This window comes from Gordonia sp. SMJS1 (genome assembly GCF_029866425.1).
GTDB lineage: Bacteria > Actinomycetota > Actinomycetes > Mycobacteriales > Mycobacteriaceae > Gordonia > Gordonia hongkongensis.
Genome location: NZ_CP123381.1, coordinates 4925239 through 4949803, shown reverse-complemented (window position 1 = coordinate 4949803; position 24565 = coordinate 4925239). Strand labels below are relative to the sequence as shown.

The following is a 24565-nucleotide window of genomic DNA, read 5'->3' as shown; positions in this document are numbered from 1 at the left end:
CCACACCGTGGCCACCGGGGGAGGGCCACCGCAGAAGCGCATGCCGGGGGGGCTTGCCACCGGGCGGCAGGAAGCCGACGGGTACGAGAAGACGACCGTGCGCTCCACACGGGTGTGGTCGCGCGAAGATCTCGCGGCGATGCAAGGCATGAAGGGGAGTCCGTATGAACGGCGAAGGCTGTTGGTCGACGGTGGTGTGCCGGCCGACCGAACGCGCGGCGCTGGGGCTGTCGGGTGACTCCGATTGGTTGCTGCAATGCCGTCTGGCGATCGGCCATCGGGGTAATCACGCCACCGACGCGAGCACCCACCCGCGGCACGACCGCCGGTTGTGGCTCGAGTGGAACGACTTCGACGACCGCGCGCAGTCGCTCATCGAACGCAATCCGTGCCCGGTCCCGTCCCCGGAGGGCGCCGGGTGCGTGTTCTTCGCCGGGCACGGCGGCCCGCACTTCTATGCGCGCAGCAACGGCCACGCACCGTCGGTGATGACCGGCGCGAGCGCTTCCAACCCGCAGACCGTCGCGCCTGATCACGCCGTCGACCCGCTGCGTCAGCCGCCGCAGATGGGTTCGTCACGGATGGGTTCGCACCGCCTGCCCGACTCGCACCCGGCTGCCCTGCCGACGCAACACCCGGCGGCCGAGCCCGAACCGAACGAGTATCGCGGCGGACGCCGGTCGACCAATGCCGAGCCGCTGGCCGCCGAGGACTACCACGGCCGACGCCACCGGACCGACGGCTACGCCGTCGCCTACTCGCCGGCGCCGGACCCCGGCAGATCGTTCGGCGGACAGGCAGGCAGCGGCCCGGCCGGCCCGTCGGTCCGTGTCCCGGGTTCGGAGACGACGGGCATCGCGCCGGGGAACGTCCCGGCCGTGCCCGACGACCCCACCGCTCCGGGATTCGACGCGGCGCGTGTTGCCGCCATCGGGGACGCGCTCGACGAGGTCGCTGCCGCCCTGGCGAAATTGGCCGCAGCACTCCGCTCGTAGGGGCATCCGAAACACCACGACACCGCTGGTTCTCAGGGAGCAGTAGTTGGGCTCGCTCCGAGCGCAACGGGTTCTTTCCACATACGGTAGGGGGGTACCGTTTCGGGGTCGGCGGTGGTATACCTGGTCGGGCATACCCTTGAGGGGTATCCGGACGGGAGAGATCATGGACGAGCACCAGCACGGCTACATCGGCCGGAAGGACGACTATCTGCGCCGCCTGAAGCGCATCGAAGGTCAGGCGCGAGGTCTGCAGCGGATGGTGGAGGAAGACACCTACTGCATCGACATCCTGACGCAGGTGTCGGCGATGACCAAGGCGCTGCAAGCGGTCAGCCTCGGGCTCCTCGAAGAGCACATGGCTCACTGCGTCGTGCATGCCGCGCAGGAGAGCGACGAGGCCGGCAAGGCCAAGGTCGACGAGGCCATGGCCGCGATCACCCGCCTGGTCAAGTCCTGACCGTCCTTCCTGATCCATCCCCGTTGACTTCGACGATCCGAGGAGTATCCGCATGAGCACCACCAGCACCTACACCGTCACCGGCATGACCTGCGGCCACTGTGCCGCGTCCGTTCGCGAGGAGATCGAGGCGCTGCCGGGCGTGACCAGTGTCGAGGTCACCGTCGACGACGGCTCGGTGCGGGTCGCGGCCGACCGTGAACTCGGTCGAGACGAGGTCGCGGCCGCCGTCACCGAAGCCGGCTACGCACTGGTCTGACCATGAGATCCGTTGCCACCGGGCCCCTGGCCTACGTCGTCGCGCTGATCGCGGTCTTCGTGATCGCGTTCGGCGTCGGGCGTGCGTGGGGCCCGACGTGGAGCCGGTGACTCACGACGCACCGTCACACGGCGTCGTCACCGGCGAACCGACATCCGACCCGCATGAAGGTGGTCACCCATGACCGCGAGTACCGGACAACTGGTCGACCTCGACATCACCGGCATGACCTGCGCGTCCTGCGCCAACCGCATCGAGCGCAAGCTCAACAAGATCGACGGTGTGACCGCGTCGGTGAACTACGCGACCGAACGTGCCCACGTCGAGGTACCTGCGGGTCTGGCGCCCGGCGACCTCGTCGAGGTGGTCCGCGCGGCCGGCTACGACGCATCGCCGATCGTGCCCGATTCGTCGGCCTACGCTCCGGAACACCCGGGAGCGGGGTCCGGCGATCCCGAATTGGACGGTCTCCGGCAGCGCCTGATCGTCTCCGCGATCCTCTCGGTGCCGGTGATCGCGCTCGCGATGATCCCGGCGCTCCAGTTCACGTACTGGCAGTGGTTGTCCCTGACGCTCGCCGCGCCGGTCGTCGTGTGGGGGGCCTACCCGTTCCACCGCGCAGCGTGGATCAACCTGCGCCACGGCGCCACGACGATGGACACCCTCGTGTCCGTCGGCACCCTCGCGGCGTTCGGATGGTCGCTGTACGCGCTGTTCCTCGGCACCGCGGGCACGCCCGGGCTCACCCACGGATTCGACCTGCTGCCCCAGCGGACCGACGGATCGTCGCACATCTACCTCGAGGCCGCGGCCGGCGTCACGACCTTCCTACTGGCCGGCCGCTATTTCGAGAAGCGCGCCAAGCGGCGGGCCGGTGACGCACTCGCCGCGCTGATGGACCTTGGGGCCAAGGACGTCGTCGTCCGACGGTCCGACGGTGCCGAGTCCCGAATCCCCATCGCGCAGTTGGCGGTCGGCGACGAGTTCGTGGTCCGGCCCGGTGAGAAGATCGCCACCGACGGAGTCGTCGTCGACGGTGCGTCGGCGGTCGACGCGTCGATGGTGTCCGGCGAATCCGTACCGGTCGAGGTCACCTCCGGCGACTCGGTGGTCGGCGCGACCGTCAACACCAGCGGTCTGCTCGTCGTGCGTGCGACCGCTGTCGGTTCCGACACCGCGCTCGCCCAGATGGCCCGCATGGTGACGGCGGCGCAAGAGGGCAAGGCCGACGTCCAGCGACTGGCCGACCGGATCTCGTCGGTGTTCGTCCCGATCGTGATCGCGATCTCGCTTGCGACCCTGGGCTTCTGGCTCGGCGTGGCGTCCACGACCGACTTCGCCGGTGGCGATGTGACCTTCGCGTTCACCGCCGCCGTCGCGGTCCTCATCATCGCGTGCCCGTGCGCGCTCGGACTCGCCACTCCGACGGCCCTGATGGTCGGTACCGGGCGAGGGGCACAGCTGGGCATCCTGCTGAAGGGCCCGGAGGTGTTGGAATCGACGCGACGCGTCGACACGATCGTGCTGGACAAGACCGGCACCGTGACGACGGGTGAGATGTCGCTGTCCGGGATCACCGTGGCCGACGGCTATGCGCGCGAACAGGTCCTGGGCTGGGCGGCATCGGTGGAGTCGGGATCGGAACACCCGATCGCGGCGGCCATCGTCGACGCGGGACGCGACCACATCGACGCCCGCGTCCGAGATTTCGTGTCCACGCAGGGCGCCGGTGTCGCCGGGATCGTCGGCGACCGGTTCGTGACAGTGGTGTCGCCGAACACGATCGACGCGCCGCTACCACCGTCGCTCGACGATGCGGTGGTCGTCGCGGAGTCCGACGGCGCAACCGCGGTCGTCGTCCTGATCGCTGAGCATTCCTCCGAAGAACCTGCCGGACAACCTGTTCCCGTCGCGGTTCTCGTGGTGGCGGACCAGGTCAAACCCTCATCGGCCGCGGCGATCTCCGAGTTCCGGCGACTGGGTCTGACTCCGATGTTGCTCACCGGCGACAACGAGGGCGCCGCCCGGGCCGTGGCGTCGAGCGTCGGCATCGACGACGTCACCGCCGGGGTCAGTCCGAAGCGGAAGCTCGAGGTCATCGCCGAACTGCAGGAGCAGGGCCACGTGGTGGCGATGGTCGGGGACGGGATCAACGACGCCGCGGCGCTCGCGCAGGCGGATCTCGGCCTCGCGATGGGTACCGGCACCGACGTCGCGATGGCCGCCAGCGATCTGACGATCGTGAGCGGTGACCTGCGCGCGGTGGCCGATGCCATTGCTCTGGCGCGTCGAACCCTCGGCACCATCAAGGGAAACCTGTTCTGGGCCTTCGGGTACAACGTCGCGGCCATTCCTCTCGCCGCCGCCGGGATGCTGAATCCCATGATCGCCGGCGCGGCCATGGCGCTCTCGTCGGTGTTCGTCGTCGGCAACAGCCTGCGACTCCGCGGGTTCACGCCGCGGCGCTGAGTGGAAACCGCCCTCGCCGGCGACGCCGACGACTCTTCGTCGTCTGTGGTCCGCCGGCGGGCGGTTTTCGATCGGGTGCCCGACCGTCAGGCGCTGGTGGCGACCCGCGCCGCTGCGTGCCGCCCGGCGCGCCGGCCGAAGTAGGAGCCCTCGCCCAATTGCGTTCCGCTGCAGTATCCCTTGCAGTCCTGCGCGATGTTGGTGGCACTGGCCCCGGCGGCGTAGAGCCCAGGGATGACGGTGCCCGACTCGTCGAGCACCTCGCCGTCGAGTGACGTCGCCATACCGCCCATGGTGAACCCGGCGTACATCGCCTTGCCGAGCGACAGGTCGTATGCCGCCCACGGTCCGGTGTCCTGGGGCTCGAGGAACTCGGGTGCCTTGTGGAAGTCGGGGTCTTCCTTCTTCGCGGCGTTCTCGTTGTAGCGGGCCATGGTCGCCTGCAGCTTGCCCTCGGGGATTCCGAGGTCCCGCTCCATCTCCTCGATGGTCTCCCAGCCGTCGATCAACGGGACCAGGTAGTTCTGCTTCTCGTTCATGTGCGACTCGTTGACGATGAGATAAGCCACCGAATCCGGCTGCTCGAGAACGAATCCCGATGTCCGCGCATGGTAGGAGTCCTCGGTGACGAACCGCTCGCCGAATTTGTTCACGATGACGCCCATGACCATGCTGGCGGGCGGGTAGATCGGCGCGGTGATGAACGCCTTGTCCATGTATTTCAGTGCGGCGCCGACCGATCGGCCCATGCGCAGGCCGAGGCCGTCGTCGTAGGTGTTGCCGAGCACGAACGGCTTCTCGGCGAGATGCGGGGTGTGTTCGGCGACCATGTCGGGGTTCATCACGAAACCGCCGGCGGCGATGATCACCGAGTCCGCGCGTATGACGCCCTCGGCGTCGGGCGTCTTCCACATCACGCCGACGACCGCACCCTGCTCGTCGACGACCAACTGGCGGGCGCCGGTCTCGTACCGGACCTCGGCACCCAGCTCATCGAGGCGGGTGACGAGCAGATCGATGACCAGCTTCGCGCCCCCGGTCTCCCCGGGGACCGGGACCTTGTGGCCGCGCGGTGCGGGGACGGCCTGGTTCTTGAACGGCCAGACCTTCTCGTTGCCGGTGAACATCAGTCCCTCGGTGCCGGGCTGGATCACGGCCTTCTCCGGATAGAAGCTGCGCTCGAAGGTGAAGCCGAGCCCTTCGAGCCAGTTGAAGTGATCGACGCTGTCGACGCAGTAGGCGTGGATCTTGTCGGCCTCGGGTTCGATCGACACGGCGGTGAGGTACTTCTCCATCTCCTCGACGGAGTCGTCCTGGCCCGTGGCCTGCTGTACTGCGGTCCCGCCGCCGAGGTAGAAGAACCCACCGGAGAGCGAGGTGGTGCCGCCGGGCGCGGCGGCGCGCTCGAGCAACAGCACACGCGCGCCGTTGGCAGCGGCCTCGGCGGCGGCGCATCCGCCGGCGATGCCGAATCCGATCACGACGACGTCGACCTCGTCGGAGAACTCGCTCACCGAATCGACTGCGACGGTCTCGGGGATCTCGGTGCTGGTAGCCATGCCGCTCAGATTAGCGGACAAACTAGAACCTGTTCTAGTCTTGGTAACGATTCGTCGACGGGGTGCCGTCGGTGGTCACCGGCCGGTCTCGGACCATCAGATACACGGCATATTCACAGGGTTCTCCGGTACCAAGGGATATGGCCTCCATCACGACGCGTCACGCATCCTCGCCGGCTCCTGCGCTGGCGGGCGTGGTAGCCGTCGGCGCGGCTCTCGCCGCGGGCGAACTGGCCGCCGTCCCGATCTCGCCCGACTCCTCCCCGTACTTCGCGGTCGGATCGTCGGTCGTCGACCATTCGCCCGAGGCCGTACGCAAGTGGGCCATCGAGACGTTCGGCGTCAACGACAAGCTCGCACTGTTCATCGGGATGGGCATCATCATCGCGGTACTCGCGGCGGCATGCGGATACCTCGAACGACGACGACCTCCACTCGGCTCGGTGATCATCGGAGCTTTCGGGGTGGTCGGGATGCTGGCCGCACTCAACCGTCCCGATGCCGGTTGGACGCACGCACTGCCGTCGATCATCGCCGGCGTCGTCGGGATCGTCGTGCTGCGCGTCCTCATCGCGCAGCTACGTCCCAAGGGGGCGGAGTCCCCCGAGGCGGATCCCGACGCCGCGGGCGACGAGCCCACATCGGCTGTGCGGTCGGGTTTCTCGCGCCGCTTCGTGCTCACCGCCGGCGGTATCGCGGCCGCCGCGGTGGTCGTCGGTGTCGTGGCCCGGCGAGTGCTCGCCGACACTGCGGGCGTCGTCGCCGACCGTGCCCGAGTGCTGTTGCCGCGTGCGGCGAGCCAGGCGCCGCCGATCCCGGCCGGTGCGCAGCTCGAGCTCTCGGGTGCAACCCCGTTCATGACCAGCAACGCCGACTTCTACCGCATCGACACCGCGTTGCAGGTTCCGACGCTCACGACCGACGAGTGGCGACTGCGAATCCACGGTGACGTCGACCGTGAGGTGACCCTGTCCTGGGATGACCTGCTCGCCATGCCGATGACCGAGCGGATCATCACGCTCGCCTGCGTGTCGAACGAGGTCGGCGGCGATCTCGTCGGCAACGCCAAGTGGCTGGGGGTGCCGATGCGCGAGGTCCTCGACCTCGCCGGGGTGAGGCCCGGGGCGGACATGCTGCTGTCCACGAGCGTGGACGGATGGACTTGCGGCACTCCGATTTCGACGGTCACCGACGGGCGCGACGCGCTTCTCGCCGTCGGGATGAACGGCTCGCCGCTTCCCCTCGAGCACGGATACCCGGTCCGGCAGGTGGTGCCGGGACTGTACGGGTACGTCTCGGCGACCAAATGGGTCATCGACTGGGAGATCACGCGGTTCTCCGAGGCCAAGGCCTACTGGACGACCCGCGGGTGGTCAGCGCTCGGCCCGATCAAGATGGCGTCGCGCTTCGACCGTCCGGCCGATGGCACCGAGCATCCGGCCGGGGAGGTCGTCGTGGCCGGCACCGCATGGGCCCAGCACACGGGCGTCGAGCGCGTCGAGGTGCGCGTCGACCAGGGGCCATGGCAACCCGCGGAGTTGACGACGGAGTACAGCATCGACACGTGGCGGCAATGGCGGTTCGCCTGGCAGGCGACCAAGGGCAACCACACCCTCGAGTGCCGGGCGATCGACAAGCAGGGCAAGCCGCAGATCGAGCGCTATCAGGCACCGGCACCCGACGGCGCGAGCGGACTCGACGACCGCACCTACACCATCGTCTGAGGCGGTACGGAGCCCGAGGCCGGAAAGACTCAGCAGGCCGGCGGGACGACACCTGTACAGACATGTGTCCAGAAATGGCGAAAACCGCAGCGTCAAGGGTGGAGTGAGGTATCTGACTCACCTGAGCTGTCGCTGAGAGCGCATGTTATGTTCATCGCACCTTTATGTGAGCCGGGTGACAGCCATCCTGTCCCATCCGAGCACCTCGTGACCTGCGTCAGGTCGTCCGCTGCGCCCACACATGGCGGAGCTGCACGATCTGGAAGCGGGTCACCTCGTTGACAAGACGCGCCGAGTCCTGGCGCCGAACCGCGGCGCTGCTCGATGGCGCCGGACCAGACAGGTGAGATAGATGACAGTGGGTGTCGTGCGCGAGACGGCCGAGGGAGAGCGCCGGGTGGCGCTGGTCCCGAAGGTCGTCGCCGCGCTGGTGGGCAAGGGTGTGCCCGTCGTGGTGGAGTCGGGGGCCGGTCTCGGCGCCCTGATCCCCGACGAGGCGTACACCGAGGCCGGTGCGACGATCGGCGATCCATATGGGTCCGATGTGGTCCTGAGGGTGTCGCCGCCGTCGGATGCGGAGATCGCGAAGCTGCGGAGCGGGCAGAAGCTGATCGGCTTTCTCGCGCCGCGCAACGCCGACAATCAGATCGCCACGTTGCGGGAAGCAGGCGTGGAGGCGTACGCGGTGGAAGCCATTCCGCGTATCTCGCGCGCCCAGGTGATGGACGCGCTGAGTTCGCAGGCGAATGTCGCAGGTTACAAGTCGGTCGTGGTGGCCGCGGATGTGTCGACGCGGTTCTTCCCGATGCTGACCACGGCGGCCGGCACGGTGAAGCCGGCGACGGTGCTGGTCCTGGGTGTCGGTGTGGCCGGGCTGCAGGCCTTGGCCACGGCCAAGCGTCTGGGTGCGCGGACCACCGGTTACGACGTGCGTCCCGAGGTCGCCGAGCAGGTCCGTTCGGTCGGCGCGCAGTGGCTCGATCTGGGCATCGACGCCGCCGGTGAGGGCGGGTACGCCCGTGAGCTCACCGACGACGAGCGAGCACAGCAGCAGCAGGCCCTCGAAGACGCGATCAAGGGTTTCGACGTGGTGATCACCACTGCGCTGGTGCCGGGTCGTCCGGCTCCGCGCCTGGTGACCGCGGCTGCGGTCGAGGGTATGAAGCCGGGCAGTGTCGTCGTCGACCTCGCCGGTGAGACCGGCGGAAACTGTGAGCTGACCGAGCCGGGTCAGACCGTCGTCAAACACGACGTCACCATCGCCGCACCGCTGAACCTGCCTGCCACGATGCCCGAGCATGCCAGCGAGCTGTACTCGAAGAACCTGCTGGCGCTGATCGAGCTGATGCTCGACGACAACGGCTCCATCACACCGGATTTCGACGACGAGGTCGTCGCGGCCGCGTGTGTCACCCGTACCGAGCAGGAGGTGTCTGCCTGATGTATGCCGGTCTTCTCGCGAATCTCGCGATCCTGGTGCTCGCCGGGTTCGTCGGCTTCGCTGTCATCTCCAAGGTCCCCAACACCCTGCACACCCCGTTGATGTCGGGCACCAACGCCATTCACGGCATCGTCGTGTTGGGCGCACTGGTCGTGCTGGGCAAGTTGCCCGCCGACGCCGGCTGGGGTGTGCGCATCATCGCGTTCGTCGCGCTGGTGTTCGGCACGCTCAACGTCATCGGTGGCTTCGCGGTCACCGACCGGATGCTGGGCATGTTCAAGGGTAAGAAAGAGGTGGCCAAGTGAACGGCTCCCCAGAGACTTCTGTGTCACAGCTGGTACTCGCGGCGGGCGCGCACACCCCGAGTGAGGGCGTCGGCTACCTGGTGACCGCGCTCTACATCGTCTCGTTCTCCCTGTTCATCTACGGTCTGATGGGTCTGACCGGACCGAAGACCGCGGTGCGTGGCAACTGGATCGCCGCCGTGGGCATGGGTCTGGCGGTTGCCGCGACGCTGCTCTACGTGTGGAACGAGGGGGCGGTCGGTTCCGACGGGCACTCCACCGAGGGCGTGCCCACGATCAACTGGGTGCTCATCGCCGTCGGTCTGATTCTCGGTGTGGCGCTGGGAATCCCGCCCGCACTCAAGACCAAGATGACGGCCATGCCGCAGCTGGTGGCGCTGTTCAACGGCGTCGGTGGTGGCACCGTTGCGCTGATCGCGTGGGCCGAGTTCATCGAGACCTCCGGGTTCTCGTCGTTCCACAACGTCGAACCGGCGTCGCCGCTGGTGATCGGTTCGCTGATCGCCGCGATCATCGGGTCGGTCTCGTTCTGGGGATCGCTGGTGGCCTTCGCGAAGCTGCAGGAGATCATGCCCAAGGGGCTGGAGAAGACCTTCGTCTCCAACGCGAAGCTGTTCCAGGCCGCCAACATCGTGCTGCTGATCGTGGCGCTGGGGCTGGCGATCTACCTCGGTGTCGACGCCTCCAACGGTGGCGGCGCGAGTGTCTGGTGGATGGTCGGGGTCCTGGTCGCCGCGGGCGTGATGGGTCTGTTCGTGGTGTTCCCCATCGGTGGTGCGGACATGCCGGTGGTCATCTCACTGCTCAATGCGATGACCGGTCTGTCGGCTGCGGCCGCGGGTATCGCGCTGGACAACACGGCTCTGATCGTGGCCGGCATGATCGTCGGCGCCTCGGGTTCGATCCTGACCAACCTCATGGCCAAGGCGATGAACCGGTCGATCCCGGCGATCGTGTTCGGTTCGTTCGGTGGCGGCGATGCTGCTGCCGCGGGCGGCCCGGGTTCGGCCGGCGGCACGGTCAAGGCGACCTCGGCTGCCGACGCCGCGATCCAGATGGCGTACGCCAACCAGGTCATCGTCGTCCCGGGTTACGGTCTGGCCGTGGCGCAGGCCCAGCACGCGGTCAAGGAGATGGCGAAGCTGTTGGAGGCCAAGGGTGTCGAGGTCAAATACGCGATCCACCCGGTCGCCGGTCGCATGCCCGGTCACATGAACGTGCTGCTCGCCGAGGCCGACGTCGAGTACGACTCGATGAAGGAAATGGACGACATCAACGGTGAGTTCAGCCGGACCGACGTTGCCATCGTCATCGGCGCCAACGACGTCACCAACCCCGCGGCGCGCAACGACCCGAGCAGCCCGATCCACGGGATGCCGATCCTCAACGTCGACGAGGCGCGATCGACCATCGTGCTCAAGCGGTCGATGAGTTCGGGTTACGCCGGCATCGAGAACCCGCTGTTCTTCGCCGACGGCACCAGCATGCTCTTCGGCGACGCCAAGAAGAGCGTCGACAGCGTCATCGAGGAACTCAAGGCGCTCTAGCGTTTTCACGTTTCTCCCCGAGGCCCCGGCAACCGTTCTGGTTGCCGGGGCCTCGCCGTTTCCCACACGGCGCTGTTGCGCAGCCCGGGCACACCCATCGAGCAGGAATCGAGAAGCCGCCGGCTGCGCCATCGTCGTACTGTCGGTGCATCGCCTGATCTCAACGGAGGAAAACATGTCTCTGTCACTTCGGTCCCTGTCGCTCTGGTACCAGCGAAAGACCAACGAGCGCACCGTCGCCCGCATCCGCAAGAAGTCCGGATCGATGTGGGGGATGGAGATGCTCATTCTACGCACGACCGGTCGACGCTCAGGTCTCGTGCGCGAGACACCACTCAGCTGGTTCCCCGACGGCGACGACTGGCTGGTCGTCGCATCGGGCGGCGGCAAGCGGAATCCGGACTGGTTCGCCAACCTGACCGCCCATCCCGATGGCGTGTCGGTCGAGCGGCACGGGGAGGCCCCGGTGCCGGTGACGCCGGTCGTACTCGACGCTGCTGAGCGGGAGATCGCGTGGAACACGGTGGTCGAGGCGCAGCCGCGATACGCGAAGTATCAAAAGAAGTCGTCGCGTGAGTATCCGCTCGTGAGGCTCGTCGCGCGTTCGTGATCGATGGTCCGAAACGGGGGCGGTAGGAGCTGGGCGCGCCAGCAGGTCGGCGCGGTCAACGGGCAACTCGAGAGTGTTCCGCGGAACCCTGGTGACCTCGGATTGAGTCCCGAAAGATTGTCGGTGCCCGGCGATATCTTGTTGCTGTACTTCTCGTTCGGTTCTGGGGGTTGCTGTGGGGGTCAGTGCTTTTCGTTCCGGTGGAGATGTGTCGTCGATGTTCGATGGTGCGGATCCTGAGTCGTTGTCGGATGAGGTGCTCGAGGCTCGGGTGCTGGGGTATGCCGCGCAGATCACGGCGCTGACAGCGAACTTCCTTGAACTGATAGCGGAACTGGATGGGCGGGAGTCGTGGCGGGGGCCGGGGATTCATTCACTGGCGCACTGGTTGTCGTGGAAGGCCGGCATAGCACCGCGAACGGCGCATGAGCAGTTGAGGGTCGCCAAAGCGTTACGAGAATTGCCGGCGATCCGCACCGCGTTTCGCGAAGGCCGGCTGACGTATTCGAAGGTCCGCGCCCTGACACGGGTGGCTACGCCTGAACGTGAGCAGGAGTTGGTGAATCTGGCGTTGTCGGCGACGGCGAGTCAGTTGGATCGGGCGGTGCGGGCGATGGGCCAGGTCGACCGCAACTGTGGCGTCGAAGACGAAAGCCGGCCGCCGGTGGAGTCGAGGGGCCGGTGGAAGTGGAACGATGACGGGTCGTTGTCGGTGTCATTGACGTTGAGTCCGTTGGATGGTGCGCGGTTCCTTGCTGGGACGGTGCGGGCGGAGTATGAACGCACCCGGACCTGCGATGACCCGGATCTGCCCACTGTGGAGAGTGTTCCGCGGAACACTGACGCCGGTTCGGCACCTGAGGATTCGGAGGTGGTTCCGTCTCGGCGTCGGGATCTGTGGCGGCAGGTGCCGTCGAATGTTGCGCCGGCGGTGGTGGCGATGGCTGACATGGTGCATGACGGGATCGCGATGCCCGGTCTTGCGCCGGGTGCGGAGATCCTGATTCATGCCGGTGACGGGGTGGAGTCGGCTCATCTCGATGACGGTCCGGCGTTGTCGGAGGCCGAGGTGGACGAAGCCCGGTGCGGGGCGTCGACGCGGGATGTGGCGAGTCGCCGGGTGCCCGGGCAACTCGGCAAGCTGGCGTTGTTGGGGGTGGGGCGTCGGAAGCGGGCGCCGAACAAGGCGTTGGTGCGGGCGTTGTTCGTGCGGGATCGGTGTTGTCAGGTGCCGGGGTGTGGGCGTACGCGTCATCTGCATGCCCATCATGTGGTGTTCTGGTCGGCGGGTGGGGGGACGGATCCGGACAATCTGATCTTGTTGTGTGGGTCGTGTCATCGGTCGTTGCATCGGGGCGAGTTTGCGATCACCGCGCATGGGAAGCAGCGGTTCACGTTTCATCGACCCGACGGCGCCGAGATCGAGGTGGCGCCGCCGACGTCGAAACCGTCGGGGTGGCAACCAAACCCTGCCATAGGTATCGACGCGACTGTGCCGATCGGTGGGGGCCGGATGGATTTGGGTTACACCACCGAGGTGCTCTACGCCGTCTGGGAGTGGAAGGAAAGCAGGTCTTCTCGCGTCGATCTCGCGATGTCGGCGGCGTAGTCGTCGATCGTTGTCGCGCTACTTCTGAAGCCAGAATGCGCGGCCCCGCGATGAGTTCTGACGAGCAGGCATGTCTATCCCTGCACAACACACTCGCACGAGCCGCCAGGAGAACATCATGAGCCGCAACAGCACCACCAAGGGCGCCGCCGCGCCGACGACCACGAGCCCCGCGTCCGACGAGGCGCAACCGACGCGTCGGAACTGGCGTCGCACAACAGGAATCGTCATCAGCGTACTCGTCGGCGCCTTCCTGGCGTTCGACGTCGCAGGCAAACTCGCGCGTCCGCAAGCGGTGATCGACGGCACGCGGGAGCTCGGCTTCCCCGCCGATCAGGCCATCGTGATGGGTGTCGTGTTGCTCGTGTGCCTGGTCGTCTACGCCATCCCGCGCACCGCAGTCCTCGGCGCCCTCGGGATCACGGCCTACCTCGGAGGCGCGGTCACCGCCAACATGAGGATCGAGGCACCGCTGTTCGACACGGTCCTGTTCGCGGTCTACCTCGGCGTGCTGATGTGGATCGGTCTGGCCCTGCGCCGCCCGGAGTTGCTGAAGGTGGCCGGCCTGAAGCGCTGAGCTTCGCCGCTGACCGGCCCCGCACCCGTTACCGATCTGGGATCGGACGGGTGCGGGGTCGTTGTGCATCTCTCGTACTCGTTACGCGAGTGACTGGTGTGACCAGAGTGAAGCGAATGAGACTGGCGGCTGCGGCGACGATCGCGGTGGCCGCTCTCGGCGGGGTGGCGGTCGGGACGTTGCCCGGACCGGACGCCTCGGTTGTGACGACGGCCTCCGCGATGGACCCGGCCGGCCTGTACAACAGCGCGCAGTCGAAGTTCGCCGGAGGTGACGTCGCGGGCGGACTCGATCTTCTCCAGCAGGTCCTCGCGGTGGCGCCGGCCGATACCGACGCGCTTGCACTGCAAGCGATCTGGTCGGACCAGGTCGACGACGTCGTCGCGGGACGCTCGGCCCTGAACCGGTTGTCGATGATGAATCCGTCCCTGGCGACAACGGCCCGCAACATCATCTCGGGCGTCTCGACCGCTGCACAGATCGTGCCCGACACCACGCCGAAGCCGGTATCCGGTCGGGTGGCTATCGTCGTGCTCGGATTCGGGCTCAATGCGAACGGGAAGATGGCGCCGGAGCTCGTCAACCGGGTGTCCGCCGGCAAGGCTCAGTCGGAGCTCACGACGTCCGCGCCGATCGTCGTCACCGGAGGGGTGCCGAAGAAGGGCATCACCGAAGCAGCCGCGATGCGGACCTGGCTCGTGGACAACGGTGTCGGTGCGGACCGGATCCTCGTCGAGGACAAGTCCGGGTCGACGGTGGCCAATGCGCAGAACACCGCCGAGATCCTGCGCGCACAGGGAATCCGGGACATCGTTCTCGTCACGTCGCCCAGCCACATCCGGCGCGGGGCGGCGGACTTCGGTGCCATGGGCTTGCGCGTCGTCGGGACTCTCACCACCGCGACGGACCTGGAGAAGTACCGGACCCCGCTGGCCAAGGCGCAGCAGACCGGCATACGTGTGGAGGCCACTCGGACCGCGCGTATCCCGGCGACCCATGAGCCCGGGCTGCTGCCGCAGAACCTGCCGGAGACCGGTCCCGGACTGATCCCGGAAATCGGTGGGCGGATCCTCCAAGAGCTCCTGAAGGCGGGATCGTCGGCCTGACGGGCCGATCTCGCCGCACCGCGCGCTCGAGTTCGGTGGGGTGACATGGTGCTGGCCCTGCGGTTTCACAGCTTGCAGCAGAAGCGCGGCTGTGCATCGTCGGTCTGTTGCTACGACCCGACGGCCGCCTGCACGGCCGCCTGCACGCCGTGCCCGGCGACGACGATCGGTTCGATGGAGCGCAGGGTGCGGCACAGAACGAACGCACCTTCCAGCGCGGTCAGGGTGATCAACGCCAGCCGTCGACGCTCCGGCTCGGTGATCTCGAGTTGTCCGAACCACGTTGCGAGGCCGGTCAACCAGCTCTCGAAAACCTCGGCGGATTCCAGCCTGAGACGCTCGTTGGTACTCGCCACCTCCAGTGCGATGGTCTCGATGGAGCAGGCCTCGCTGTAGTCCTGCGACTCCAACAGTTTTCCGGCGTTCTCGAACAGCGTCGGGATGCCGGTCAGGGGGTCGGTCGTCTCCAGCTGGGCGCCGACGAACGCGCCGTAGCGCAACCCTTCGCGTCGGATGACCTCGACGCTGATCGCTTCCTTGCCGCCGGGGAAGTGATGGTAGATCGAACCGTAGGGCGCTTCAGCCGCCGCCGAGATCTGTTTGATGCCGGTGGCCGGCATGCCCTGCCGCCGGTACAGCTCTGCGGCTGCCTCCAGGATCCGGTCGCGAGTAGCGGAATCTGCCATGACGTCTCCATCCCTTGCGCATCGTGCCGATGCCAGCCTATCTTGCTTCTAAGTAGAACGATCTATCTAGGAGGCGACGTGCCCACAGTTGACGTGCCGGCCGGCTCCATCTCCTACGAAGACACCGGCGGTCCCGGGCCGATCCTGGTACTCGGCCACGGGTTGCTGATGGACGGGCGGCAGTGGCGCAAGGTGATCCCGCTGCTTGCCGAATTCCGTTGCATCACACCGACGCTCCCGATGGGGGCGCACACGGAGCCGATGCACGCCGACGCGGACCTCACCGAGACGGGTGTGGCATCGATCCTTGCCGACTTTCTCGATGCCCTCGACCTCGATGACGTGACGCTCGTCCTGAGCGACTGGGGCGGTGGTCAGTTCGTGATCTCCCAAGGCCGGGACAAGCGCGTTGGGAGGTTGGTGTTGGCATCGTGCACGGCTTTCGACAACTATCCTCCCGAGCCGGCGCGCCCCGCGGCGCTGTTGTGCCGAGTGTGCGGCGGCGGGTGGATTCTCACCCGGATGCTGGGCACTCGATTCTTCCGGCACAGCACACGGGCGTATGGCGCGCTGACGAAGTCGGGGATTCCGGACTCGCTGTTCGACGAGTGGTTCCGCCCCGCTGTCGAAAACGCATCGATCAGAAGGGATCTGGTCAAATTCGCCACGGGCGCGCCCTCCCGCCGGAGGCTGCTCGAACTGTCGGACATGATGCGGCGGTTCGATCGCCCGGTGCTCGTGGTCTGGGCAAGGGAAGACCGGATGATGCCCCTTGAGCATGCGGACCGCCTCGTCGAGCTCTTCCCGAACGCATCCAAGGTCGTCGTCGACGATTCGTGGACTCTCATCCCGGAAGACCAGCCGGAGGCGATGGCCGATCTGCTGCGCGGGTTCGTCAGATGACGCGTCGTCGCCCCGCCGGTGGCGATACCGGTTGCGCGATGTTGCCGACGATGTAGCTCGCCTGCCTCTCGTTGCCGAGCGCCGAAGCGCGACGGCCGATTGCCGGCACCGTCCTGAATGTCAGAACATCACCGATCGGAAGTGGGTGACGAAACGCTCGTCGTCATAGAGATGGAACGCGATCCCCGGCGGCTGACCGCGGTTGACGACCTCCCGGCCTTCGAACGGCAGGTTCAGTGTCGACGACACACCCGGTGCGATGCACAGCGGGCGGTCGGCGAACGTGGTCACCGCCGGGGTGTGGGCGTGTCCACACAGGAACGCGACGATGTTCGGGTGCTGATCCACCAGGGCGGCGAGACGGCCCTCGTCACGCTGGCGGATCGAGTCCATGAACGGCATCAGCAGGTCGACCGGCGGATGGTGAAAGGCGATGAACACCGGTGTCGTCACGGACGTAGCGGTGAGCCGGTCCGACAGCCAGGAGATGGTCGCGTCGTCGAGACGACCGTCGTTGCGTCCGGGTATCGAGCTGTCGCACATCAGGAAGAGGACGTCGGAGCCGTCGCGCCCGCGCACCGTCCGCGCGTGATTGATCGGACCAGAGGTCTCGGTGCCGATCAGGGCCGCGCTGAACGGTTCCCGGACGTCGTGGTTGCCTGCGGTGATGAGCATCGGCAGTGGGCTCTCGAGCACCCCGTACGCCTCTCGGTACTCGCTCGCGGCACCTTCATCGGCGATGTCGCCGGTGACCAGCAGGACGTCGATCCCGGCGGCGCGGGCGTTGATATAGCTCAACGTCGACTGGATACGGGCCCGATTGAACCGCGTCCCGTTGAAATGCAGGTCGCTGATGTGGGCGACAACGAACACGAAGAGCTCCTGTCACGGTTCCTGACTCCCACGAGGCTAACCGCAGGCAGGGTCCGACGACGCATCGCCTCAGGGCCGCGAGGCGCAACGCACTCCCATGACGTCGGTGTGGTTCAGCCCGCTCGGGTGCCGGCTCCCCTGTAACGCACAGCGGCCGGCGAGCGACATCGATGATGAGTCGCCGACCTGCCAACCCCCGACCTGGCAGGTCGGCGACCGTCTTTTGTCTCCGTCGATGCAAGACTTCGGCGCTGTTTGCATTCTCCCGAGTTCGCGCGCACACTGGCGAGCGGTGTTAGTTGCGCTCTGCAACTAATTGCAAAGAGCAAGTAAAACTTCTCGGGTAGGCGGTGAGGACAGTGCTCGATCAACACGCGATCGACGACCTCTTCGAGACCCTTCTGCGCTTCGTCCGCATCCGCGAACGGGCGGTCCACACGACGTTCCGTACGCGTGAGGGCGAGTTCGAGGCCGCGGCGTTCAAGGCACTCTTCCCGCTCGCGCGACGGTCGATGCGATCGCGCGACCTCGCCGAGACGATGAATGCCGACCCGTCGACGGTGAGTCGGCATGTGGCTCAGCTCGTGGAGCACGGCCTGATCCGCCGCGAGGCGGACCCGGACGACGGGCGCGCTACCATGCTCGTCATCACCGCCGCCGGACGGGATCGCGTCGTGGCCATGCGCGAGATGCGTCGCGCCGCCATGGCCGATGTCATGGCCGACTGGACCGACGACGAACTCCACACCCTCGTGACACTTCTCGGGCGGTTCGTCGATGCCGCCGACGCAGCCCTACATCCGGCGTGCCCGGACCGCAGCCCGGACACAGATGCGAATGACCCGAAAGGACGACAGTGACAGACTCTTCGGCCGCCGACACGGTGAACCACGACGAGGAGGTCGCCGGCGCCGGACTGACCCATCGCCAGATCCTGACCATCCTGGCCGGACTCATGCTGGGCATGTTCCTCGCCGCCCTCGACCAGACCATCGTGTCGACGGCGATCCGGACCATCGCCGACGATCTGCAAGGGTATGACCTGCAGGCCTGGGTGACCACGGCCTACCTCGTCACCGCGACGATCGTGACCCCCTTGTACGGCAAGCTGTCCGATCTCCACGGCCGGAAACCGTTCTTCCTGCTGGCGATCTCGATCTTCATCGTCGGTTCGCTGCTGTGCACGATCGCGTCGTCGATGTATCAACTCGCCGCGTTCCGCGCCTTCCAGGGGCTCGGCGCGGGCGGCTTGATGACCCTCGCACTGACGACCATCGGCGACATCGTCCCGCCGCGGGAACGCGCCAAATACCAGGGCTACTTCCTCGCCGTGTTCGGCACCTCCAGCGTCCTCGGCCCGGTCCTCGGCGGTCTGTTCGCCGGCCAGGAGACGATCCTCTGGGTGTCCGGTTGGCGTTGGGTGTTCCTGGTCAACGTGCCGATCGGACTCGTCGCGCTGTTCGTGGTCTACAAGGTGCTCAACTACGACCAGCAGAAGGGCGTCGGCGGGCGCACCGACTACTGGGGGGCGACGGCACTCGCCGTCGCCGTGGCTCCGCTGCTCATCGTCGCCGAACAGGGGCGCCAGTGGGGATGGACCTCCGGACTGTCGTTCCTCTGCTACGGGATCGGCGTCGTCGGCATCGCCGCGTTCATCTGGATCGAGCACCGCATGGGCGACGACGCCCTCATCCCGTTGCGCGTGTTCACCAACCGGGTGTTCAGCCAGGGCATCATCATCTCGGTCATCATCGGCGCCGTCATGTTCGGTGGAATCTCGATGCTGCCGCAGTACTTCCAGGTCCTCCGCGGATCGAGCCCCATGATCGCCGGCCTCCAGATGCTGCCGATGGTGCTCGGTCTGATGGCCGGTTCGATCCTGTCGGGCCAGCTGATCTCGCGCACCGGACGCTACAAGATCTTCACGGTCGTCGGCGCCGTGCTGATCACCGCGGGCACTTTCCTGCTGCACCTGGTGGGCACCGAGACGCCGCTCTACCTGGTCATGCTGATGGCCGCGCTCCTCGGCTTCGGGCTCGGCAACCTGATGCAGCCGATAACCCTGGCGATGCAGAACATCCTGCCGCCCAAGGACATGGGACTCTCCACCGGCACCGCCACCTTCTTCCGTCAGATCGGTGGAACGCTCGGTGTCGCGGTCTTCTTCTCGCTGTTGTTCTCCTTCATGGGGCCGAACATCAAGGACGAGATGGTCGCGGCGGCAGCCCAACCCGAGTACCGCGCGGCGGTCGTGGAGGCCTCGCAGAGCAGCGACCCGCAGGTCAGCGCATTCGGGCAGTCGCTCATCGCGGCCGCTCAGAATCCCGGCGCCGCGACCGGATCGTCGGACAGTGTCATGAGTGACACCTCGGTCATCGAGAAGCTGCCGGCCGAACTGGCCCAACCCATCAAGGAGGGGTTCGCCGACTCGATGGACCGGGTGTTCCTGGCGGTGTCGATCGTCGCGCTGCTCGCGATCATCGGAACGGTCACCTGGAAGGAACTCCCGCTGCGTCAGGGACGGCCGATCGGCGCACCGGAGTCGTCACCCGCGTCGTGAGGAGATCGCTCGCGGGCATCCTGATCGCCGTTGCGGGCCTGTGCTATTCGTCGTGGGTGCTGGAGTTCGCGTGGGCGGACTCGCTGGACCCGATGCGCACGTTCCTCAGCGAGCTGGACGCCGCGAACCGTCCCCACCGCGACATCTACGTGGTCGGGGACGTGACCACCGGGGTCTGCGCACTCGTCGCGGCACTGCTATTGCTCGTCCCGCGACCGCCTTTCCCCCGCTGGTTGAGCCGGCACCGAGCGGAGCGAGGCGCCGAGTCGAAGCCACCTGGTGACCTCGACAGGCTCGGCCAGCGGGAGGGGGACGCGACGTCGGTGTTTCGCGACCGTACAGCGACCACCGCCGTTCTCGCACTGGCGGTGTTCGGCGCGGCGACCATCGCCGACGCCCTGCTCCCGATCGAGTGCATTCCGGGAGTCGACCCCGGGTGCCCGCGCGAACCGAGCGGACTGCTCCCGCAACTGCATCACATCCACGCGCTCACCAGTACGGTCGCGGTGTTCGCCATCTTCACCGTCATGGTCGCCGCCGGCGTCTCGGCGGTACGCACCACACCGGACGGTCCCGTATGGCCGATGCTCCGGTGGGTCGGGAACGCAGTGCTCGTCATCGTCGCGCTCGCCACGGTCTGGATGCTGTTGGCGGACAACCTGGTCGGCGACTACCGGCTCGGACTCGCCCAGCGCATCCAGGTCGGCGGCATGAGTGTGTGGATGGTGCTCTGGGGGTGGGCCGTGGTCGGTTCGCGGGGCGTTGATCGGACCCCGGAGGCGGAACACGTCGTCGTTGCGCCGGGTGGGTTCACCGGCACGGAGTGGGGCGCCGTGAACGGCACGCGAGACCAGCAGCAGCGATAGTCTGACGTCGACGACGAGAGGATCGGGTGGGTATGGGGGTTCGGGATGGGCGTCCGGCCGGTGGTGCCGGTTCGACGCTCCGGATCTCGGTGCTGGGTCCCATCTCCTGCGAACTCGATTCCGAGGTGGTCGACCTGGGCCCGCGCCGGCAACGGGCGGTCTTGGCCCGCTTGGTGGCCGGCCGCGGTCGGGTGGTGTCCACGGATCGGTTGATCGACGATCTGTGGAACGGGGAACCACCGCCGAAGGCACTGGCGGGCCTCCAGGTGCAGGTGTCCAATCTGCGACGCGTCATCGAACCGTCTCGCCCGCCCCGCGCTCCGGCGACCGTGCTCGTCAGTGAGCAACCGGGTTATGCGTTACGGCTACCCCGTCCGAGCGTCGACGTCTGGGAATTCGAGGCCGTCGTCACCGTCGGCGGCGACGCGGACGATCCCGCCTCGAGGCTTCGCGAGCTGGATGGCGCGCTGCGGATGTGGCGCGGCGATCCCTACGGCGCCTGTTCGGGTGAGGGCTGGGCACAGCCCGAAGTCGCCCGACTCCACGATGTACGCCGGTCGGCGATCGAGCAGTGGGCCTCACTGGCGGTCGACCACGGACGCGCGGCGGAGGTGGCGCAGGTGCTGGCTGCGGAGTGCGACGACCAACCGGCCCGCGAAGAGTACTTCCGGTTGCTCGCGCTGGCGCAGTACCGACTGGGGCGGCAGGCAGACGCCCTGGCGACGCTGCGCCGGCTGCGGTCGTATCTCGCCGACGAACTCGGAGTGGATCCAGGACCGCCGATCCAGCTGCTCGAACGCGACATCCTGCAGCAGGCGCCCACCCTGGCGGCGCCGGTCGCACCGCCGGTGCCGGAGACGCCGAAACCGCCGAGCGTGCCGCCCGTCACCGCGTCGGCGGGTCGTCGCGAACCCGCCGGACGGGAGAACGAACTCGCGGCACTGCTCGGTCACGCCGAGGCCGCGAGCGCGACCGGTCTGCGCGTCGTATGGGTGAGCGCGGAGGCCGGCGGCGGCAAGAGCACGTTCGCGGATTCACTCGTCGCACGTCTGGGCGCCGCCGGCTGGGCCGGGGCGATTGGACACTGCCCCGAGGTCGACGGCGCCCCGACAGCCTGGGCGTGGCGAGAGATACTGCAGCAGGCGAAGTTTCGTGGCGATCTGACGTCGGACGAGGGATTGGACAATTCGTTCGACATCGCCCGGCGGGTGATGGAAGCCTGCGGTTCGCACTCCGACGCACCGGGGACGGTCCTCGTGCTCGACGACGCACACCGCGCCGATGGCGCCACGCTGCAGGTCCTTCGGCAACTGGTGACCTGGATGGCCCGGTCTCCGGTGCTCGTGGTGGTCACCTACCGGGCATCGGAAGCCGGTGTGGACCTGCTCGCGACCACGGCATCTCTCGCTGCGGTGACCGCCGAACACATCGAGCTGAAGGGTCTGTCGGAGAACGGTATCCGCGAACTCGCGGCGTCGGTGGGACTGGAATCCGTGGACACCCCGCTGCTCGAGCTGTTGCGCACGAGGACCGACGGCAATCCGCTCTTCGTGCGTGAGCTGGCCAAGCTCGTCGCCTCCCGCGGATTCTCGGCGGCTGCCGCCGCGATCCCCCGTGGCGTCACCAGCGTGCTGATGCAGCGGATCGAACGGCTACCTGCCGAAGTCGCGACCGTCTTACGCCTGGCCGCGCTTTTCGGGCGCCGTGCGCCGATCGATGGCGTACTCACCCTGTGGAACAGGAATCCCGACGCCACCGCCGAGGAACTCGTGCTCGACGCGATCGACACGGCCGTCGCCGCCGGATTGCTGACCGCAGACATCGAAGCGGTGCACTTCAACCACGTTCTCGTGCGCGACGCCGTGTACGACAGCATCCCCGCGCTGCGGAAGCGGCGATCGCACTGGCAGATCGTGCTGTATCTCGAGCAGACCCCAGGCGTCGATCCGGACGAGCTGGCACACCACGCGGCTCTCGGCGCCGTCCCCGACACGGTCGAACGCGCCCTCGAGCTGGTGACGGTCGCTGCCGTCGCGAGGTTCGGCACCGAATTCACGGCGGACTCGGCAGACCTGTGGCGGTCCGCCGTGCGTCTGCATGAGATGGCCGGACATGCCGCGGCGACCGCCGACGCGGCCGATCGGTCCGCGTTCGTCGTGGCGTTGACCCACCTGGTGACGGCACTGGCGTTCCGCGGCGACGACACCGGTGAGGCCCGCGCGCGCCGTGGTCAGGCGATCGCGACAGCTCGAGAACTGGGTGACGACGATCTGGTCATGGCCGCGCTGACGTGTTGGCGGGCGCCGGTCATCTGGACGACACGCCGTCAGCGGATCGCCGACACGGAGTTGATCGCCGCGATGACGAGCGCGCTGGGTCGCGCCACCGGTGAGGACCGGGTCTACCTGTTGGTGTCGCTGGTCTTCGAACTCGAGGGCATCGACGACCGCCGCGCCATCGAACTGGCCGCCCAGGCCGTGGAGGCCGCGAACGGGCACGCGGACCCCGAAGTCCGTTGCGCGGCGTGGAATGCGCGTGTGTACACCGCCCTCGGGCCGGATCTCAGCGCAGAACTGCCGGCGTTCACCGACGAATTCGACCGAGTGGCAGACGAGTCCGGAGTGCTGGCCTATCAGGCGGCCGCACACTTCTTCTCGTTCCTGGCGCGGGCCGCGCGGGTCGACCTGCCCGGCGCCGTCGCGCGAGCCCAACAAGGTCTACGGTCGGCCTCCAGCGGGCGCGCGGGCGAACTCGTCGTCGTCTTGTCGGCGTTCTCGGCGGTCCTGGAGGTGCTCGGTGGCGACATCGACCAGGCAGAGCGCGAGTACCGCGACCTCACCGCGCGACTGCAGGCGGCGGGCGCGATCAACTCGGCGGAGATCGGTCTGGTCGGCGAGATGGTGGTCGGGTGGTTCCGCGGTTCGCTCGCACATCTCACCGAACCCCTCGCCGCGATCAACAATGTTGCCCCGCAGATGATCTCCTGGGTGTACGTGGTCGCGCTGCTGGACGCCGGTCATGTCGAGCAGGCGCGCCGCGTCGCCCGCACCGCGCCTCCGATCAGCCGCGACTTCTACTGGACCGCGATGTCGGTCTTCCACGCCCGCGCCCTCGTCCGGCTCGAGATGACCGAGGCCGCGGCCGTGCTCTACGACGAACTGCGGCGTTGGTCGGGCACGATTGCCGGCCTGAACTCGGGATCTGTCGCATTCGGTCCGATGGACGCGGTGCTCGCCGAGCTCGCCGACCTCCTCGGTGACACGGCCGCCGCGACCGCCCACCGTCGAATGGCCGTGGAGGTGCAGAACACGGTGCGAGCCGGCCTCACCGAACTGGGCCGGCGATGATGGCCTCGCGCTTGTCGAAGCTGCGAACGAGCAGTGTGAGCACGGCCCGGATGACCGGTCCCGCCTCGCGCTTCATCTTCGCCAGCTCGCGCTCATCTGCGTGCCGCATCATTCTCGGTGCCTCGAACCGCATGCTCGCGCCGCTTCGGGCAGCATTCTCCACTCGGTCCCAATCCGCCACACTCACGTAGCGGGCGACGATCGGGAACACGACCTTTTCTTCGTCGGCGATGTGCTCACCGAGTAGCTGGTGAACGTCGCCGAGGGTCGCGGCGAGCTCGTTCGCTGCGTCACGGTGATCGGCTTTCGCGGATGTGAAGGCTGCGGTGCGAGCCTGCAGTGTCGCGAGCAGCGCATCGAGCTGGGTGTGATCATCTTCCAGATCGTGGACGTCGACGGCCGCGCCGGCGGATGCGGTGAGGATCGGCCAAACCACCTCGTCCTCGATGGTGTGGTGATGATGGATGGACGCGCACAACTGGTCGAGATAGTCGCCGATGGCTCGGCGGCGGCGATCATCACACGGTTCACCACCGGCGATGCGGCCGAGGATGTCGGCGAAGCGGCGCGTGTCGTCGAGCATGCCGCGGTGGGCGAGCTTCATGCCGGTGAGATCGGGGGTGGTCGGTGCGGTGGCGGTGCGGGGGGAAGGTCGGCTGGTCACGGGTG

Annotated in this window: 21 protein-coding genes; 17 read left to right on the top strand and 4 right to left on the bottom strand. The window is 67.4% G+C overall.

The features are described from left to right. Positions 1–164: 164 nt before the first annotated feature. From QAD21_RS22415 to QAD21_RS22400, 4 genes are all read left to right on the top strand, one after another. Complete coding sequence (locus QAD21_RS22415; RefSeq protein WP_068971061.1) at positions 165–995, top strand: hypothetical protein; 831 nt, start codon at positions 165–167, stop codon at positions 993–995. Positions 996–1161: 166 nt separating this feature from the next. Further along, the gene (locus QAD21_RS22410) at positions 1162–1455 is read left to right on the top strand and encodes a metal-sensitive transcriptional regulator (protein WP_004020389.1); all 294 of its coding nucleotides are present in this window, start codon (positions 1162–1164) and stop codon (positions 1453–1455) included. Between the two features lie 52 nt (positions 1456–1507). Then, the gene (locus QAD21_RS22405) at positions 1508–1714 is read left to right on the top strand and encodes a cation transporter (RefSeq protein WP_010843166.1); all 207 of its coding nucleotides are present in this window, start codon (positions 1508–1510) and stop codon (positions 1712–1714) included. Positions 1715–1894: 180 nt separating this feature from the next. Beyond that, positions 1895–4183, top strand: a complete 2289-nt coding sequence (locus QAD21_RS22400; RefSeq protein ID WP_068971059.1) for a heavy metal translocating P-type ATPase — start codon at positions 1895–1897, stop codon at positions 4181–4183. Between the two features lie 86 nt (positions 4184–4269). Here QAD21_RS22400 and QAD21_RS22395 read toward each other — a convergent pair whose 3' ends face one another. Further along, on the bottom strand, positions 4270–5742 hold the full coding sequence (locus QAD21_RS22395) for an FAD-binding protein (RefSeq protein ID WP_068971058.1): 1473 nt from the start codon (positions 5740–5742) through the stop codon (positions 4270–4272). A 140-nt stretch (positions 5743–5882) separates the two neighbouring features. On the opposite strand from QAD21_RS22395, the gene QAD21_RS22390 reads away from it, so the two are divergent. From QAD21_RS22390 to QAD21_RS22355, 8 genes are all read left to right on the top strand, one after another. Continuing rightward, positions 5883–7466 carry a molybdopterin-dependent oxidoreductase gene (locus QAD21_RS22390; protein WP_068971057.1) on the top strand — a complete coding sequence of 528 codons (1584 nt, stop codon included), beginning with the start codon at positions 5883–5885 and terminating at the stop codon, positions 7464–7466. Positions 7467–7818: 352 nt separating this feature from the next. Then, complete coding sequence (locus QAD21_RS22385; protein WP_058253805.1) at positions 7819–8907, top strand: Re/Si-specific NAD(P)(+) transhydrogenase subunit alpha; 1089 nt, start codon at positions 7819–7821, stop codon at positions 8905–8907. Further along, positions 8907–9212 (top strand): NAD(P) transhydrogenase subunit alpha, encoded by a 306-nt coding sequence (locus tag QAD21_RS22380; protein ID WP_058253806.1) that lies wholly within the window; start codon positions 8907–8909, stop codon positions 9210–9212. The genes QAD21_RS22385 and QAD21_RS22380 overlap by 1 nt, the downstream gene beginning before the upstream one ends. Before the next feature lie 20 nt (positions 9213–9232). Further along, entirely contained in the window at positions 9233–10759 is a 1527-nt protein-coding gene (locus tag QAD21_RS22375; RefSeq protein ID WP_068971056.1) for an NAD(P)(+) transhydrogenase (Re/Si-specific) subunit beta, read from the top strand. Between the two features lie 175 nt (positions 10760–10934). Then, positions 10935–11369, top strand: coding sequence for a nitroreductase family deazaflavin-dependent oxidoreductase (locus QAD21_RS22370; RefSeq protein ID WP_068971055.1), 435 nt, complete (start codon positions 10935–10937; stop codon positions 11367–11369). A gap of 217 nt (positions 11370–11586) precedes the next feature. Next, a complete protein-coding gene (locus tag QAD21_RS22365; protein WP_277243559.1) occupies positions 11587–12978 on the top strand; it encodes an HNH endonuclease signature motif containing protein in 1392 nt (463 codons plus the stop codon). Between the two features lie 118 nt (positions 12979–13096). After that, entirely contained in the window at positions 13097–13555 is a 459-nt protein-coding gene (locus QAD21_RS22360) for a DoxX family protein (RefSeq protein WP_068969811.1), read from the top strand. A 116-nt stretch (positions 13556–13671) separates the two neighbouring features. Continuing rightward, the gene (locus tag QAD21_RS22355) at positions 13672–14661 is read left to right on the top strand and encodes a YdcF family protein (RefSeq protein WP_068969812.1); all 990 of its coding nucleotides are present in this window, start codon (positions 13672–13674) and stop codon (positions 14659–14661) included. 110 nt (positions 14662–14771) lie between these two features. On the opposite strand, the gene QAD21_RS22350 is transcribed toward QAD21_RS22355, so the two are convergent. Then, positions 14772–15347: a TetR/AcrR family transcriptional regulator gene (locus QAD21_RS22350; protein ID WP_058252305.1), complete on the bottom strand. Its 576-nt coding sequence runs from the start codon at positions 15345–15347 to the stop codon at positions 14772–14774. Positions 15348–15425: 78 nt separating this feature from the next. Between QAD21_RS22350 and QAD21_RS22345 the strand changes: the two genes are divergently transcribed. After that, positions 15426–16250 carry an alpha/beta hydrolase gene (locus QAD21_RS22345; protein ID WP_068969813.1) on the top strand — a complete coding sequence of 275 codons (825 nt, stop codon included), beginning with the start codon at positions 15426–15428 and terminating at the stop codon, positions 16248–16250. A 120-nt stretch (positions 16251–16370) separates the two neighbouring features. Here the strand turns inward: QAD21_RS22345 and QAD21_RS22340 are convergent, their stop codons facing one another. Further along, positions 16371–17123 (bottom strand): metallophosphoesterase, encoded by a 753-nt coding sequence (locus QAD21_RS22340; RefSeq protein ID WP_068969814.1) that lies wholly within the window; start codon positions 17121–17123, stop codon positions 16371–16373. A 359-nt stretch (positions 17124–17482) separates the two neighbouring features. Here QAD21_RS22340 and QAD21_RS22335 point away from each other — a divergent pair, with 359 nt between their 5' ends. From QAD21_RS22335 to QAD21_RS22320, 4 genes are read left to right on the top strand one after another with little or no spacing between them, the layout of a single operon-like run. Then, positions 17483–17983 (top strand): MarR family transcriptional regulator, encoded by a 501-nt coding sequence (locus QAD21_RS22335; protein ID WP_058252302.1) that lies wholly within the window; start codon positions 17483–17485, stop codon positions 17981–17983. Continuing rightward, positions 17980–19683: an MDR family MFS transporter gene (locus QAD21_RS22330; RefSeq protein WP_068969815.1), complete on the top strand. Its 1704-nt coding sequence runs from the start codon at positions 17980–17982 to the stop codon at positions 19681–19683. Before QAD21_RS22335 ends, QAD21_RS22330 begins: the two co-directional genes overlap by 4 nt. Next, complete coding sequence (locus tag QAD21_RS22325) at positions 19680–20549, top strand: DUF998 domain-containing protein (protein ID WP_205333660.1); 870 nt, start codon at positions 19680–19682, stop codon at positions 20547–20549. Before QAD21_RS22330 ends, QAD21_RS22325 begins: the two co-directional genes overlap by 4 nt. Positions 20550–20581: 32 nt before the next feature. Further along, positions 20582–23896: a BTAD domain-containing putative transcriptional regulator gene (locus QAD21_RS22320; protein WP_068970286.1), complete on the top strand. Its 3315-nt coding sequence runs from the start codon at positions 20582–20584 to the stop codon at positions 23894–23896. Here QAD21_RS22320 and QAD21_RS22315 read toward each other — a convergent pair. Then, the gene (locus QAD21_RS22315; RefSeq protein WP_068970287.1) at positions 23874–24560 is read right to left on the bottom strand and encodes a hemerythrin domain-containing protein; all 687 of its coding nucleotides are present in this window, start codon (positions 24558–24560) and stop codon (positions 23874–23876) included. The genes QAD21_RS22320 and QAD21_RS22315 overlap by 23 nt on opposite strands. Positions 24561–24565: the final 5 nt, after the last annotated feature.